Annotated in this window: 13 protein-coding genes; 6 read left to right on the top strand and 7 right to left on the bottom strand. The window is 63.9% G+C overall.

Translation table 11 applies throughout. From position 1 onward, the window contains the following. Positions 1–14: 14 nt before the first annotated feature. On the bottom strand, positions 15–749 hold the full coding sequence (gene gpmA, locus B1C78_RS01940; protein WP_077277460.1) for a 2,3-diphosphoglycerate-dependent phosphoglycerate mutase: 735 nt from the start codon (positions 747–749) through the stop codon (positions 15–17). A 518-nt stretch (positions 750–1,267) separates the two neighbouring features. On the opposite strand from gpmA, the gene B1C78_RS01930 reads away from it, so the two are divergent. Beyond that, positions 1,268–2,455: an MFS transporter gene (locus tag B1C78_RS01930; protein ID WP_077277459.1), complete on the top strand. Its 1,188-nt coding sequence runs from the start codon at positions 1,268–1,270 to the stop codon at positions 2,453–2,455. A 58-nt stretch (positions 2,456–2,513) separates the two neighbouring features. Here the strand turns inward: B1C78_RS01930 and B1C78_RS01925 are convergent, their stop codons facing one another. From B1C78_RS01925 to polX, 3 genes are all read right to left on the bottom strand, one after another. Continuing rightward, positions 2,514–3,029, bottom strand: a complete 516-nt coding sequence (locus tag B1C78_RS01925; protein WP_077277458.1) for a type 1 glutamine amidotransferase domain-containing protein — start codon at positions 3,027–3,029, stop codon at positions 2,514–2,516. Between the two features lie 89 nt (positions 3,030–3,118). Then, positions 3,119–3,736 carry a YIP1 family protein gene (locus B1C78_RS01920; RefSeq protein WP_077277457.1) on the bottom strand — a complete coding sequence of 206 codons (618 nt, stop codon included), beginning with the start codon at positions 3,734–3,736 and terminating at the stop codon, positions 3,119–3,121. A 128-nt stretch (positions 3,737–3,864) separates the two neighbouring features. Continuing rightward, positions 3,865–5,589, bottom strand: a complete 1,725-nt coding sequence (gene polX / locus B1C78_RS01915) for a DNA polymerase/3'-5' exonuclease PolX (protein WP_077277456.1) — start codon at positions 5,587–5,589, stop codon at positions 3,865–3,867. Between the two features lie 243 nt (positions 5,590–5,832). Between polX and B1C78_RS01910 the strand changes: the two genes are divergently transcribed. From B1C78_RS01910 to B1C78_RS01890, 5 genes are all read left to right on the top strand, one after another. Then, on the top strand, positions 5,833–6,189 hold the full coding sequence (locus tag B1C78_RS01910; protein ID WP_077277455.1) for a PilZ domain-containing protein: 357 nt from the start codon (positions 5,833–5,835) through the stop codon (positions 6,187–6,189). Beyond that, positions 6,176–8,827: an AMP-binding protein gene (locus tag B1C78_RS01905; RefSeq protein WP_077277454.1), complete on the top strand. Its 2,652-nt coding sequence runs from the start codon at positions 6,176–6,178 to the stop codon at positions 8,825–8,827. The genes B1C78_RS01910 and B1C78_RS01905 overlap by 14 nt, the downstream gene beginning before the upstream one ends. A gap of 68 nt (positions 8,828–8,895) precedes the next feature. Continuing rightward, positions 8,896–9,492, top strand: a complete 597-nt coding sequence (locus tag B1C78_RS01900; protein ID WP_077277453.1) for a hypothetical protein — start codon at positions 8,896–8,898, stop codon at positions 9,490–9,492. 71 nt (positions 9,493–9,563) lie between these two features. After that, positions 9,564–10,055, top strand: a complete 492-nt coding sequence (locus B1C78_RS01895) for a GNAT family N-acetyltransferase (RefSeq protein ID WP_077277452.1) — start codon at positions 9,564–9,566, stop codon at positions 10,053–10,055. A 52-nt stretch (positions 10,056–10,107) separates the two neighbouring features. Beyond that, positions 10,108–10,959: a hypothetical protein gene (locus tag B1C78_RS01890; RefSeq protein WP_245795268.1), complete on the top strand. Its 852-nt coding sequence runs from the start codon at positions 10,108–10,110 to the stop codon at positions 10,957–10,959. A 288-nt stretch (positions 10,960–11,247) separates the two neighbouring features. On the opposite strand, the gene B1C78_RS01885 is transcribed toward B1C78_RS01890, so the two are convergent. From B1C78_RS01885 to glgX, 3 genes are all read right to left on the bottom strand, one after another. Further along, a complete protein-coding gene (locus B1C78_RS01885; protein ID WP_077277451.1) occupies positions 11,248–12,129 on the bottom strand; it encodes a mechanosensitive ion channel family protein in 882 nt (293 codons plus the stop codon). 130 nt (positions 12,130–12,259) lie between these two features. Beyond that, entirely contained in the window at positions 12,260–13,057 is a 798-nt protein-coding gene (locus B1C78_RS01880) for a DUF432 domain-containing protein (protein WP_077277450.1), read from the bottom strand. Between the two features lie 18 nt (positions 13,058–13,075). After that, a complete protein-coding gene (glgX, locus tag B1C78_RS01875; protein ID WP_077277449.1) occupies positions 13,076–15,247 on the bottom strand; it encodes a glycogen debranching protein GlgX in 2,172 nt (723 codons plus the stop codon). Positions 15,248–15,579 lie beyond the last annotated feature (332 nt).

Genomic DNA, 15,579 nt, shown 5'->3' with positions numbered 1-15,579 from the left:
GAAGCGCACCTGCCTTACGAACGCGGCACGTCGCGTGGCAGTATCGTCCCCTTGGGCACCGGGCCGAGATATCGGCTCTCCAGCGGCTGCAGTGCATCATCGAGTTCATAAAGCAGCGGCCTGCCCACGGGGATCTCGACCCGCGGAATGACCTCATCGGGGATGCGGTCGAGGATCTTCACCACGCCACGCAGGGAGTTGCCGTGGGCCACGATCAGGGGTGTGCGGCCCTGCTCCAGGGCGTGGCGCACGGGCCCCGTCCAGGCCGGCGCCAGGCGGTCCACCGTGTCCTTGAGGCTCTCGCCGCGCGGCCACTGATCGGCCGACAGTTCCGCGTAGCGCGGATCGTTGCCGGGAAAGCGGGGGTCCTCCGGATCGAGCAGCGGCGGGCGCACGTCCCACGAACGCCGCCAGATGCGGACCTGTTCCTCGCCGACCAGATCGGCGATCTCCGCCTTGCTGAAGCCCTGGAGTGCTCCGTAGTGGCGCTCGTTGAGGCGCCAGTCGCGAACCACGGGCAACCAATCCATGTTCAGGCCGTCGAGGACGATCCAGAGCGTGCGTATGGCCCGGATCTGCACCGAGGTGAAGCACAGATCGGGCCTGATCCCCTCGGCCGCCAATACCCCGGCGGCATCGGTGGCCTGACCCCTGCCCTCATCGGTCAGGTCCACGTCCACCCATCCGGTAAAGAGCTTGCGCTGATTCCAGGTGCTCTGGCCATGGCGCATGAGGACGATGCGGGGCATTTGGATACCTCCTCTCCTTTGCAGGAGCGGTTCTGCATTGGTCAAGCGAGCGCGATTGCTGCCATGCGCCTTGATGACAAGGGCGCCGGCATCCTTCTGTAAACAACGAGCGTACCATGGCAAACTTTCACGCGTTAGAAGTGCGGCACGAACCCACCCGGTAATTGAGCCTGAACCGCGACAGGACACCGGCGGAGACAGTCTGTCATGCTGAGATCGGCACCCATTCCAAGGCATTCTTCGTATGTTTCCACCTGTTGCGCGCCAGCCGGTGTCCGCCCGGTGAGATATGCGGGGCTAGCCCGCATATCTCACCACCGTTCGTAGCGAGGGTGTCGAGATGCCGCTGTGGCGGGGCGCGCGGAACGGAAGACGGCGCCGGCGTAGCCGGCACTACGTCAAGCCGGCTGAAGCGAGCACGCCCCGTCACAGCGCGCAGATCGGCGGCCGCAGTAGAAGGGTGGTGAGGTATGCGGGCTAGTCCATCCGACATCAGAACCAAGGGCTTCGCGGCCTTGATGGTGACGGTGTTCATCAATGCCCTGAATGACAATTACTTTCGGCTGGTCTTCATCTTTCTCGCGATTCGTGTTTACGTCGCCGATGGAGCAGAAACGTTCTACTACAGCCTTGTCGGCTTCATATTCCTGCTTCCATTCGTGCTGTTCTCTCCCTATGCGGGATTTATCGGAGATCGCTACAGCAAGAAGGCCGTGATCATCAGTACCAGGCTGGCTGAGGCGGGGATCCTCATGATCGCGGCGGTGATGCTGATACTGAATAACATGACCGGTCTGTTCATCACCCTGTTTCTGATGGGGCTGCAAAGCACGTTCTTCAGTCCGGTGAAATTCGGCATCCTCCCGGAGATCGTGCGCGAGGAGGAATTGTCGCGAGCCAATGGGCACATGCAGCTATGGACCTTCCTCGCGATCATCCTGGGGACTGCATTGGCCGGATTCATCATGGAGTGGGCCGGAGATGCGTTGTGGATTCCTGCGATGGTCATCGTGCTCTTTTCCATCCTGGGCCTGGTCTCCAGCCTGTTTATCACACCCACCGAAGCCCAGGATGATCCAGCCCCATTCCGGCTCAATGCTTTTGCCGATGTCAGGGCGGCCATCGGAGAGATTCGTCACTTCCGTGTGTTGTTCCTGGTCGTATTGGGAATCGCCTTGTTCTGGGCGCTGGGAACCCTGTACCAGCTCAACGTACCGCTGTTTGCCGAGCTGCAGCTGCAGGTCGGCGAAATGCACACCGGCATCATCCTGACCGTACTGGCAGTGGGTATCGGCATCGGCAGCATCGTTGCGGGCCACCTGGCTGGAGAGCGGATTGAGATGAGGCATGTGCCGGCGGGGATGATTGCCGTGGGCGTGTTCAGCTTTCTCATGTTGTTCGCGGTCGGCAGCTATGCGGCAACCCTCGCGCTGTCCTTCCTGCTGGGCGTTGGCGCCGGATTCTTTATCGTGCCGATGTCCGCCTACCTCCAGAACAAGAGTCCCGCCAGTCGGCGCGCCCGGTTCATCGCCGCCAGCAACTTCCTGGCCTTTTCAGCCATGCTCGTGGCACCGGTACTTTTCTGGATCCTCACCGGCCCGCTGGGAGCGGCGCCCAGCCACATGTTCGCCCTATCCGGGCTTGCCTCGATAGCGGCGGGTGTCTACACCATCCATCTCTTTTCGCGATGCAGGCGCGACCAGTGATCACGGCAACGCCTTGGTCTATTCATCCCGGCCGGTGCGTGGATGGACACCTCTATAGTCATGCCAGGGACTCGAGCAAGGCACGACAGAATGCAGGCAGATCATCCGGAGTGCGGCTACTGATCAGGTTCCCATCCTGCACGACTTCCTCGTCACGCCAATCGGCTCCCGCGTTGACCATGTCATCCCGGATCGAGTGGAATGAGGTCGCACGCCGACCGCGCAGAATACCAGCGGATACCGCCATCCATCCCCCGTGGCAGATCCAGGCCACCGGCTTGCCCCGGTCATGCACGGCCCGCACCAGGTCGACCATCGCGCGATGGCGACGCATCTTGTCGGGCGCCATACCGCCGGGGATGATCAACGCATCCAGATCGCCCGGATCAACCTCTTCGGCACTGACGTCTGACCGGACCGTGTACCCCTTTGCACTGGTGTATTCCGGCTTGCCGGCGCCTACTACGAGGACCCGCACTCCCGCCTCCAGCAAGCGCAGCCGCGGATAGTGCAGTTCCAGCTCCTGGTAATCGTCCTCAACGAGGATCGCGACTTTTTTCTCATCTAGGCTCATGGCACGTTCTCCAAAGACAAAATCTCAATGATAGCTTTCGCCCGGAAACTTCACTGACGCAGAAGCATGCCAATCGCTTCGCGGACCCTCTACGTCACCAGTTCAGACAGGCTGGATCGTGCTTCCAGGGCAGCGCGGCTGCCGGCCGCCACATGAAGTTCCCCCCCTCGCTGCATTTCATGTACTGCGAGCTCAAGCGTTACTCCAAGCAGGATCAGGAGCACGGCGATGATGCCAAACACCGCAACCGCCACGGGCTCAGCGATGCCATGTACTTCGATACTCGCCAGGGCCTGCAACAACGCCCACCACAGCACCACGATCAGCGTCCCCATGTAAGGCAGCATGCCCACAACGACCGCGACAGGTGCGATCGCCATGGCGTATGCGACGCACCGGAAGGCAGTTTCAAAGGGTTCTCCGGAGCCCAGCAGTTTCCAGACCAGGTGAAGGAGGCTGCCGATCACCAAGCTAAGCACCATCAGCACCACCGGCGCGAGCAGCAGAATTTCCAGGCCCGGGTCGATCACCTGACCCGGGAAAAGGCGCGCGACACCCAGGTGAACAGCACCGGTGATCATGCCGACCACCACCAGGAACAGCAAGGGCTCCAGAACCCCCGTTCCCCTGGGCATGGTGCGGTAAAACTCCCTGGGACGCGTGAGGACGGCGATCGCGTCACCGAGAGCGGAACGGTCTGGCTGCATGAGTGCTCCTGATCGTTCGGGGTGGACCGTTGAAACCCATTGTTTCAGAGTCTTCTAGCTCAAAAAAAGCCACCCGTTTTCATCCTTGGAAGGCAGTTATCGGCTTTCGTCTCCTTCCCCTCGGCGTCTCAGTGCCGTTTGAGCAGCCTTTTCAGTTCCTTGAGCGGTCGGGTGTTGATCACGTCGTCCGGCTCCAGCCAGCCACGGCGCGCCTGGCCGATGCCGAAGCGCATGAGATCGAGATCGCCGGTGCGGTGCGCATCGGTGCTGATGGCGACCTTGACCCCCATGTCACGCGCCATCTTGCAGGCGCTGTCGTCCATGTCGAGTCGGTCCGGCTGGGCGTTGAGTTCCAGGAAGCAGCCGCATTCCGCGGCCCGCTTCATAATGCGCTCCATATCCACCTCGTAGGGTTCGCGCCTGCCGATGAGCCGCCCGCTGGGATGGGCGAGGATGTTGAAATGCGGGTTGTCCATGGCGCGCAGGATGCGCTCGGTCTGCTTCCGGCGCGACAGGTTGAACCGGTAGTGTACGGCGCACACCGTGAAGTCGAGTTCCTTGAGTACATCGTCGGGCAGGTCCAGGGCGCCGTCGTCCAGGATGTCCACCTCGACGGACTTGAGCACGACGATGTCATCGAGCCTTTCGTTCAGCCTGTCGATGGCGCGGATCTGGGCGAGCAGACGCTTGGTGTCGAGGCCGTGTGCCACAGCGACGCGGCGTGAATGGTCGTTGATGGAGACATATTCGTAGCCGCGCTCGCGGGCCGCCTCCACTATGTCCTCCAGGGTGTCGCGGCCATCGGTGGCGGTGGTGTGGCAGTGCAGATCCCCGCGGATGCGGTCCAGGGTGATGAGCCTCGGCAGCCGGCCTTTTGCCCCGGCCTCGAACTCTCCATTGTTCTCGCGCAGTTCAGGCTCGATGTACGGGAGGTCGACGCTGCCAAAGACCTCCTTCTCGGAACGCCCGCCGACCCGCTTGTCGCCACGGAACACACCGTATTCGTTGAGCTTGAGGCCCCGGTCGACCGCCAGCTTGCGCACCGCGATGTTATGCGCCTTGGAGCCGGTGAAGTAATGCAGCGCGGCGCCATAGGCCACCTGGGGCACGACACGCAGGTCCACCTGCATGCCGGAACGCAGGATCACCGTCGAGCGGGTCGTGCCCTGTGAGATCACCTCCGAGACCTGGTCGTAGGCCGCCAGCCGGTCCATGACGGGCGTGCCCTTGCGGGCGGTGACCAGGATATCCAGATCCCCGACCGTCTCCCTGCGCCGCCGATAGCTGCCAGCCACAACGATGTCCTTCAGGCCCTTGGTCTCCCGGAGATACGCTACCAGCGGCTCGGCCACTGCCTCGGCATCGATCAGCCGGTGGCGTTTGCCCTTGGAGCCCGGGGTACCCGCCAGCCGGCTCAGGATGGTCTGCTCGAGCTTCGGGCCAAAGCCCTCTAGGCCTCGGATCCGGCCCTGATCCGCGGCACGCCTGAGATCCTCCGCACTCGCGATCCCAAGTTCCCGATGGAGCGTCTGGACCCGCTTCGGGCCCAGGCCGCCGATCTTCATGAGATCGCTCAGGGCCGCCGGCGTGCGTTGCTCCACCTCTTCCAGCAGGGGCAACCGCCCGGTCCTGACGATGGTCTCGATCTTTTCGGCCAGGTCATCACCGATATCGGGCAGTTCGGAGAGGTCCCTGCCCTCGGCGATAAGGTCGGCCATGCTTCGGGACATGCTGCCTACAGTGCGTGCGGCATTGCGATAGGCACGGACGCGGAAGGGGTTGGCGCCCTCGATCTCCAGGAGATCCGCCAGACGGTTGAACTTGTCCGCGATCTCGGCGTTGAGTCTGGCCACGGCATGCCTCCGGGGCGCTGAATGTGGTCACGGGGCAACTTCTCACCGCCGCCCGCCTTGGTGTGACATGCAGGTTAAGGGTAGTCAATGCTTTGCAGCACGGTATGTGGCCGAGTCCGACGGTCTGCTAGACTTCTTCTGGAGATCAACCGGGCACACCGAAAGTCCGTCCGGGCAACCTGTGCGGCAGCGACAGCATTGCCCGAACAACCGCCGGGCCTTGGCAGGAGCAGGAGGGCAAGAATGGAACGTCGCGAAGGGGCGCGCAAACCGGTGAACCTGGGAGCCATGATCGAATACCTTTCCGGTATGCCGGGCCGCAAGGTGACCGGGCGGATTCGCGATGTCAGCCTCAGCGGCCTTTACCTGGAGATGCCCAGTGCGGACCTGACTAGTTATGCACGCCTGCGGCTGATATTCGGGCCGGACAGAGAGGACGCCGGACCGACCCGCATCTGGAACTGTTTTGTGGTGCGCGTCACCGACACCGGTGTCGGCGCCATGTTCGACAACGCCGATCCGTCGGCCATCGACGGCCTGCTGGATCTGTTGCGCGATTCTTCCGCACACCCGACGGTCGAGGGCAATGACCCTCGCTGAGCTGATTTCCGCAGCTTCCGCGCCCACCGATCGGCCCGCCGTGGCGGCGCTGGGCCGGGACTCGATCGAGACCATGACCCGCGGCGAGCTTCTGGAGCGCGCCGGACGGCTGGCCGCCGGCCTCGCCAAGGCGGACCTTGAACGCGGTGATCGGGTGGTGCTCATGGCCCCCAACAGCGCCGACTGGATCGTCTCGGCGCTTGGCGTAATGAACGCCGGCGGTGTGGTGGTGCCCCTGGACGTGCAGATGCCCGGTGAGGATCTGGCACACGCCCTCGCCGATTGCGATCCGGCATTTGTCTTCACCACGCCTGCGTTGCGAGAGCGCATCAAGGGGCTGGACCTGGATCTGCGCGCGCAACTTCGCCTGTTCGGAGGAGATGCGGACGACGCAGAGGCCTGGAACACCCTGCTCGCCTCGGCGACCGCCGAGCCCGTCGCCGGGGAAGAGGACCTGGCGGCTATCTTCTATACCTCCGGCACCACCGGTCCGCCCAAGGGGGTGCCGCTCACTCATCGCAATCTGAGCAGCAACGTGGAGGCCCTGTGTGAACAGGGCCTGGCGGATCAGGCGGACCGCATCCTGGTGCCGCTGCCGTTCCATCACGTCTACCCCTTCACGGTGGGCATCCTAATTCCCCTGACCCTGGGGGCAACGATCATCATCCCCTTCTCCCTGGTGGGCCCGCAGATCGTGCGCGCCCTGCGCGAGGGGGAAGCCACGGTCATGCTGGGGGTGCCGCGTCTCTACGAAGCCGTCTGGAACGCGCTGGAGGAGCGCATTGCCGGCCGCGGGCGGCTGGCGGGAGCCCTGTTCCACGGCCTGCTGCGCCTGTCCATGGCGATGCGCCGGCGGGTGGGCTGGCGAGCGGGGCGCCGCCTGTTCGCAGGCCTCCACAAGCGCCTGTCCCCGGATCTGCGTCTGGTGGTGTCCGGGGGTGCGGCCCTTGACCCGGATCTGGGCCGCAGGCTGCAGGGCCTGGGCTGGGAGGTCGCCACCGGCTACGGACTGAGCGAAACCTCGCCCATTCTCACCTTCAATCCGCCGGACCGGATCCGGCTGGAGAGCGCCGGGATCGCCCTGCCCGGGGTGGAGCTGCGCATCGACGCCCGTGAGGGGGCCGGCGAGGTCCTGGCCCGGGGCCCGAACGTCTTCGGCGGCTACTGGAACCTTCCCGAGAAGACCGCCAAGGATCTGGACGAGGACGGCTGGTTTCATACCGGCGACACGGGTGAGGTGGACAAGGACGGGTATCTGTACCTGCGCGGCCGCGAGTCGGCCATGATCGTGCTTTCGGGCGGCGAAAACGTGGACCCCGAGCGCGTGGAGAAGGCCCTGGCGGCGGCCGCGGACATCCGCGAGGCGGGGATCCTGGCACATGAAGACCGCCTGGCGGCCGTGGTGGTGCCGGAGTCCGGGGTGCTGAGCGAGGCCTCGGGTGATGCCCTTCGCGAACGCATCGAGAAGGCCGCGGAGGAAGCGGCGCGCGAGCTGCCGAGCCACCACCGGCCGGGCACGGTTCGCCTCGCCCTCGACCCCCTGCCGCGCACGCGCCTCGGCAAGCTGCGCCGCCACAAGCTCAAGGAACTGTTCGAGCTGCTGGGCGAAGGCGACGCCGTCTCCGAAGCGGCACCCGAACCCATCTCGCGTGAATCCATGTCCCCCGAGGATCAGCAGTTGCTGTCGGATCCGGCCGCCGAGGGCACATGGAACTATCTGGCGAAGCGCTTTCACGATCGGCGGTTGACTCCCGACAGCGGGCTCAGCCGGGATCTCGACATCGACTCGCTCGGCTGGGTGGATCTGAGCCTGGCCCTGCGCGAGCACGCAGGGATCGAACTGGACGATTCGGCGATCTCCCGGGTGAGCACGGTGCGGGACCTGCTGCGCGAGGCGGCGGGCGCTGCCGAGGCGGGTGAAGGCGGCGAGGATCTGGCCGAGGCGCTCACGCATCCGGAGGAACTCCTGGAGCCGGAGCATGAACACGCACTGACCCCGCCCGGGCCCATGCGCAGGATCGCCGGGCGCTTCTTGCTGGGCCTCGTGCGGCTGGCGACCCGACTCCTGCTCAGGGTGGAGATCCGTGGCCGCATCCCCACCAACGGCCCTTACCTGATTGCGCCGCGTCACCTGAGCGCCCTCGATCCCCTGGTGCTCATACGGGGCCTCAGCGCACGCCAGTTGGAATCCCTGTATTGGGCCGGATGGACGGGACTGATGTTTTCCGGTCGCCTCACGCGCTGGTTCAGCCGCATCGCGCGCGTCCTGCCCATCGACCCGGGCGCGGCGCCGCGCAGCAGCCTGGCACTGGCGGCGACCGCCCTCAAGCGCGGCCACACCCTGATCTGGTTCCCGGAGGGTCAGCGTTCCCCTGATGGCGCCCTGCAGCGGTTCCGGCCGGGAATCGGCCTCGTGCTTCGGGCGCAGCCGGTGCCGGTGATCCCCGTGTGGATCGAGGGGACCCGGGAGGCCATGCCGCCCGGACGAATCCTGCCGCGGCCCGGACGGGTGCGGGTGATCATCGGTGAGCCCATGGATCCGGAGCGCTACGGCCGCGATGAGCGGGAGATCGTGGAGAATCTTCACTCGAAAGTCGCCGCACTAGGAGCCTGTCGGANNCTCGCTACGGGCACCTAAGTCCGACAGGCTCCTAGGAGATGACAAGAAATGAGCTTCGCGTTATCGACGTCCGCGACAGGGAAACGATGATCCCCGTTTGGTTCAAAGCGGTGTATCTCGCCTTCGTCGCCGTGCTCGTCCCGGCCTACACCCTGGAGCACGGACTGTTGAATTTTCTATGGTTCTCCAACCTGGCGCTGATGGGGGGACTGCTGGCCGCGCTTTTCGAGAGCCCGCGCCTGGCGAGCATGATGCTGGTGGCCGTCGCACTGCTGGAAATGGGCTGGATCATCGACTTCCTCGGGAGTCTGCTACTGGGTGGAACGCCGCCGCTGGGTTTTGTGGACTACATGTACGATCCCGAAATCGCGCTGTTCGTGCGTCTGCTTTCCCTCTATCACCTGGCGCTGCCCTTCGTATTGTTCTGGATCGTATGGCGGCTCGGTTACGATCAGGACGCATGGAAGGTGTGGGTGGTGGCGGGCACCGGCATCCTGATCCTGACATTCTTCCTCTCCAGCCCGGATCGCAACGTCAACTGGGTCTGGGGCCCCGGTGAGCCACAGGACCTGATTTCTCCCTATGCCTGGCTCGGTATCGTGATCGCAGCGTGTGCGGCCGCATGGTGGCTGACACACCGTCTGGTCCGGATCATCATGGGGCGTTTCGATCGGGTAATCTGATGTAGCGGTACGCATGAGCCTGTCCGCCGCGTTCCGCGCCTTCGGGTCTTTCGGGAGCAGGGATCAACAGTATGGTGACCATCCGATATGCGCGTAGTGGGGATGCAGGGGCGATTGCCGCCATCTGGAACGCCATGATTCGCGATACATCCTTCACCTTCGACCATGACGTGTACTCCACGGAAGCGATTGCCGCCATGATCGGCGAGCGGCAAAGCACAGGCTATGCGTGGCTCGTCTCGGAAGAGGATGGGCGGGTGACGGGATTTGCCACTTTTGCACCCTTTCGCGAGGGTGAGGGCTATGCACGGACCATGGAGCACACCATCTTTCTGGACCCCGACGCCGCAGGGGAGGGCCTCGGCGAACAACTGATGCGGGCACTGGAAGACGAGGGACGTGTCCGTGGCGTGCACTCTCTCATTGCCTGTGTCACCGGAGAGAATGCAGTCGGCCGGAAGTTTCATGGGGACATGGGCTTCGAGACCGTAGGCATGATCCCGCAGGCCGGGTGGAAATTCGCCCGCTGGATGGATCTCGTGATCATGCAGAAGATGCTGTGACCGATCAAATGGGCCGACCGGGCCGGCATCGTTCTCCATCGTGGGATTGCCCATGAGCAAAAGGCCGATTACGTTGGTTCTGATCCTGACAGCCACGCTGTGGTGTGTAACCGTATGGGCGCAGTCCCTGCAGGAGCACCATGACGACATACTGGAGCGTATCGAGGCATCACCCCTCGACGAGCCGATTCATCTGGATTCCCGTGACGAGAACAGCGAGCTGCGCGGCGAGATCCACGCGCTCGTGGGACACCGCTTCGACAAGGTGTCGGAGGCGCTTGGATCGGCCGCCGACTGGTGCGAGATCATCTTTCTGCATCAGAACGTCAAGGCCTGCGTCCATGCGGATGGAGACGACGCCTCGGAGTTGCGCGTCTACATAGGGCGCAAGCAATTTGAGAAACCGGACGAGGCCACCCTGGTGGAAATGGCGTTTTACCTGACGAGCATCGAGAAGGACCATCTGGAGGTCGTGCTGAGCGGCGATCGCGGCCCGCACGGCGTGCGTGACCTTCGTATGGAACTGGAAGCCATCCCCAGCGGCAGCGACCGGACGCTGGTGCGGTTTCGGTACGCGCTGGAGGTCGGCGCCGCCGGGCGATTTGCCATGGAGACCTATCTCGCCACTGCCGGCCGGGACCGGGTGGGGTTCAGCAGCGTCGATGATAACGACGAACTGGTACGCGGCGTTCAGGGTATGACCGAACGCAACGTGATGCGCTTCTATCTGGGTGTGCAGGCCTACCTGGACACCTTGCATCTGCCTGAGGGTGAGCGAGTTGAGGCTCGCCATGAGCACTGGTTCGACCTCACCGAGCGCTATCCCGAGCAGTTGCGCGAGTTGGACAAGGAGACCTACCTCTCACAGAAGCAGCGCGAACGTGATCAGCAGGAGGCGCTCTGACACCGCGCGTTTTCCCCCGGCAGACGAACTGACGGTTCGCCGCAGGGTCGCGGCATCCTACGATGCATCTTTAACCCGCATATTGCACCAAGGATCGCGAATGATTGTGGTCTCCGGGCCTGTCTCGCGCCGTCGTCTTGTAAGAGAGGCGCATCTGTAGGTCGCCCTTCAGGGCGACAGGCGCGGCTTAAACAGGCACCGCCCGTCGGGCTGAAGCCCGACCCACAGGCAAGCGAGACAGGCCCAGAGGCCGCAAGCATTGCGATAGGCCGGCGGCGATGTAACAGATCATTCCGATTGGTGGTTCCCGGATGCGGACCCGGTGCGCTGCTCCGGACTCTTCCGGTCCACCATTTGCACGGGGAACGGGTCCGTCACGCTGCCTGTATAGAGCGTCATGTGCGGGAACGGGATCTCGATGCCCTGAGCATCGAACGCGCGCTTGATGTCGATCTGCAGACTGTTTCTCAAATCCAGAAAATTCTCCCGCTTGGCCCAGACGGAGAACTGGATCTCCAGCGCGGAATCACCGAAGCCGTTGAAGATGAACAGGGGCTTGGGCTCATCCAGGCACAGCGTATTGCGATCCGCCACGTCCATGAGCACCTTGCGCACGCGCTCGATGTCCTCCTTGTAGGCCACACCCAGCTGCAGATCGAACCGGCGGATGGGGAAGCGGGTGAGCGTGGTCACCTCGCTCTTGATCAGGGTCTCGTTGGGAATGCGCACGAACAGGTTGTCGAAGGTGCGCAGCTTGACCGAGAGCAGATCCACGGACAGTACCTCCCCGGTCGTATCGCCCACCTTGATGACATCTCCCGCGCCGAACGGTCGTTCACCGATCAGAAACAGTCCGCTGATGAGGTTGGACGCCGATGTCTGCGAAGCGAAACCGATCGCCACCGAGAGCACGCCAGCTGCACCCAGCAGCACAGCCAGACTGAATCCCAGTTCCCGCAATGCCGATGCGATGAAGAGGGCCAGAATCAGATAGAATGCGAAGCGGCGCACCACCATGGCGTGATGCGCACTGAAGCGGCGCACCATCATCCTCTGTACCAAACGCGACACAATCCGCGCCAGCACGAAGCCCACCAGCAGAAAGAGGAACGCGCGCAACGCACCCATCACCTGGTCGCTGGCAAGGAAGTTGAGTGTGGAATCCAGCATGGAATGCTCCAGGGTGAATACGATTCAAGATTCAATATTCAAGATTCAAGGGATCGTCGCTTTGGCAGCGGGGCGTCCTTTGGGCACTGGTTTCCCCCTTGAATCTTGAATATTGAATCTTGAATCGCCTTCAACCAAACAGGTCACTGAAGGCCCGCACCAGCCCGCCACGGCCCGGTTCCGCACGAGGCGGGCTCAGACGCTCCGCCCGGGGCGCATAGGATGGTTTGCCGGGAACGATGCGCAGCGCCGCCAGATCGCTGTCGGCACTGCGCGTCAGATGCACCTCTTCGGTCCACAATCCGGTCTCCGGATCACCGTAAACGGACAGCAGCGGCACCGGGACGCTGATCTTCTCGATGGGCAGCAGGGTGTTTGCCTCGTTGCGCACCTGCACGGGGGTCACGGCCCGATGCGGGCGGCGCGGCACCTCGTCCAGGTGGCTGCGGGCGTGGGTGCGTGCCGCGTAACACAACTCCCCTTCCCGGGTGGAGGGTCCGAACCAGGTGTCGGAAAGACGCAGCACGGGGACCTCCTTCAGGGCCCGCGCGGGATCGCCCAGGTCGATGGAAAGCCACACCGGCGTGCTGAGATAGAGTGTGGTGCGTTCACCGGGCGGCACAAAGACCGGCTGGCGGGCACGCACCACGACCGGGCGATCCGCCAGCAGGGGACGCAGGCGCACCCTGCCGGGCGCCTTGCCGTACACGAAACGCTCCGCATCCGTGTCCGCCGGCATCGCGTCAAGAGGCTCCACCCGAGCCACCGTGGGCCGGCTGTCGTCCACCTCCTGGCGGGACATCCACATGTGCCAGGCGTCCTCGTTGCGGAAAAGACTGAGGGTGAGCGGTCCCAGGGACCAGCAGATCCCCTTCCCGGTCTCCACGTCCCTCGATGACCACCAGTGATCGGTGCTTCTTTGGTTCAATCCATTCCCCCTGCCCGCTCAGATGAGTCCGTCGCTCTCACGCGCGGTTGGAACCGGCCGACTGGTGTTGATCAGCAGCGCGACGCTTCGACCCTGAAGGGGATAATACTCATGACTGTGAAAATTGCGCCGGTCCGGCCGTTCGCCGTCCTCGTAATGAGTGTCGATCAGCACGCCCCATCGCGTGCGCCCCGGTTCGGCGGGCAGACGAAAATCGATGGCGGCGTGGTGGGCATTGAACAGCAGGATCAGATCGGAATCCCGGATGCGCCGGCCCCGCTCGTCATGCTCCTCGAAGGCATCGCCCGCCACGAACATGCCCAGCACGCGTCCGAAGGGCTGATGCCAGTCCACTTCGCTCATCTCCTCGCCATCCGGGCGCAACCAGATGAGATCCTTGATGCGCCCCCCGTTGAGATGATGATGGCCGCGGAAGAACTGTCGGCGGCGCAGCGCGGGGTGCTTGCGTCTCAACCGGACCAGCAGCCGGACGAACGAGATCAGGCGCTTGCGTTCCTCATCCAGGGACCAGTCCAGCCAGCTCAGTTCGTTGTCCTGGCAGTAGGCATTGTTGTTGCCGTTCTGGGTGCGGCCGCGCTCGTCGCCGGCCGCCAGCATGGGAATACCCTGGGAGAGAAACAGGGTGGCCATCAGGTTGCGCTTCTGCCTGGCACGCAGGGCCTGAATGTGGCCGTTGTCCGTCGGTCCTTCCTCTCCGCAGTTCCAGGACAGATTGTGGTCCTCGCCGTCGCGATTGCCCTCGCCATTGGCCTCGTTGCGCTTGTCGTTGTAACTCACCAGGTCATGAAGGGTAAAGCCGTCGTGGCAGGTGACGAAGTTGATACTGGCGTAGGGTCGCCGCCCACTGGATTCATACAGGTCGGAAGATCCCGTCAGCCGGTAGGCCATCTCGCCCAGCATGGCCTCGTCGCCACGCCAGTATGCACGCGCGGCGTCGCGGTAGCGGCCGTTCCACTCGGTCCAGCCCACCGGAAAGTTACCCACCTGGTAGCCCCCTTCACCCAGGTCCCAGGGCTCGGCGATGAGCTTGACCTGTGAAAGTACCGGGTCCTGGTGGATGATGTCGAAGAACGCCCCCAGGCGATCCACCGCGTGCAGTTCCCGGGCCAGTGCGGACGCCAGATCGAAACGAAAACCGTCCACGTGCATCTCCTGGACCCAGTAGCGCAGTGAGTCCATGATCAGCTGCAGCACGCGCGGATGGCGCATGTTCAGGGTATTGCCGCAACCCGTGTAGTCCATGTAATGGCGGCGATCGTCCTGCACCAGCCGGTAGTAGGCCGAGTTGTCGATGCCCCGGAAACACAGGGTCGGTCCCAGCTGGTTGCCCTCGGCCGTATGGTTGTAGACGACGTCCAGAATGACCTCAATGCCGGCTGAGTGCAGCGCCTTCACCATGGTCTTGAACTCGTCCACGTGACCGGTGGCCGAGTAGCGCATGTCCGGCGCGAAGTAACCGATGGAGTTGTAGCCCCAGTAGTTGCGCAATCCCTGGCGCACCAGGTGGCGATCATCAATGAAGGCGTGCACGGGCATCAGCTCCACCGCCGTCACGCCGAGGCGCTGCAGGTAGGACAGCACCGGCGTGGTGGCGAGCCCGGCATAGGTGCCGCGCAGTGACGGGGGAACGCGCTCGTTCAGGGCGGTGAATCCCTTCACGTGCAGCTCGTAGATGACCGTGTCATGCCACGGGGTGCGCGGATGGCGATCCTCGCCCCAGGTGAACGCCGTATCGATCACCTGGCAACGGGGCATGCCGGCGGCGGAATCGCGCCGGTCCATCTGCAGATCCGCCTTGGGCGCACCGATCCGGTAACCGAACAGGGCGTCGCTCCAGCGGACCTGCCCCACCACGTGCCGGGCATAGGGGTCGAGAAGCAGCTTGTGCGGGTTGAAGCGGTGCCCCCGCTCCGGTTCGTACGGGCCGTGGACGCGGTAGCCGTAAAGCAGGCCCGGCCGGGCTTCGGGCAGGTACGCGTGAAAGACCTGATCGGTCTGCCACTTCAGTTCGACGCGGGAGATCTCGCGCCGCCCCCTGGGATCGAACAGGCACAGCTCGACACGCTCGGCATGCTCGGAGAACAGGGCGAAGTTGACACCTTCGCCATCCCAGGTCGCGCCCAGGGGATAGGGACTGCCGGGCCAAAGGGCCCACTCGGACCGGCTCATGGGCACACCCGGTCTGTGGCGGTGGTGCACATGGAAACGAGTGACTCTCCCGGTACGGGTACGAAACAGGCGCGGTTCGCCGGCTGGAGGGCCAGTATAGAAGCGGCTTCCGCGCAGGCGCAATCCGGTCCGCGAGACAGCACGGCCCGGTTTGCTGCAGAATCGGACGTTGGCCCTAGCCCGCATATCTCACCGGGATCGCGGGAGCAGGCGAAGGATTCGCGCCCGTAGGCGCCGCTCTGGAGCGAAACCCATAGCCGTAGCTATGGGTTGAGTGAAGAGCAAGCATACGGGCGCGAAGACGAGCCTGAACCGCGATCCCGGTGAGATAT

The sequence above is a fragment of the Thioalkalivibrio denitrificans genome (assembly GCF_002000365.1).
Lineage (GTDB): Bacteria > Pseudomonadota > Gammaproteobacteria > Ectothiorhodospirales > Ectothiorhodospiraceae > Thioalkalivibrio_A > Thioalkalivibrio_A denitrificans.
This window is presented reverse-complemented; position numbering and strand designations above follow the sequence as displayed.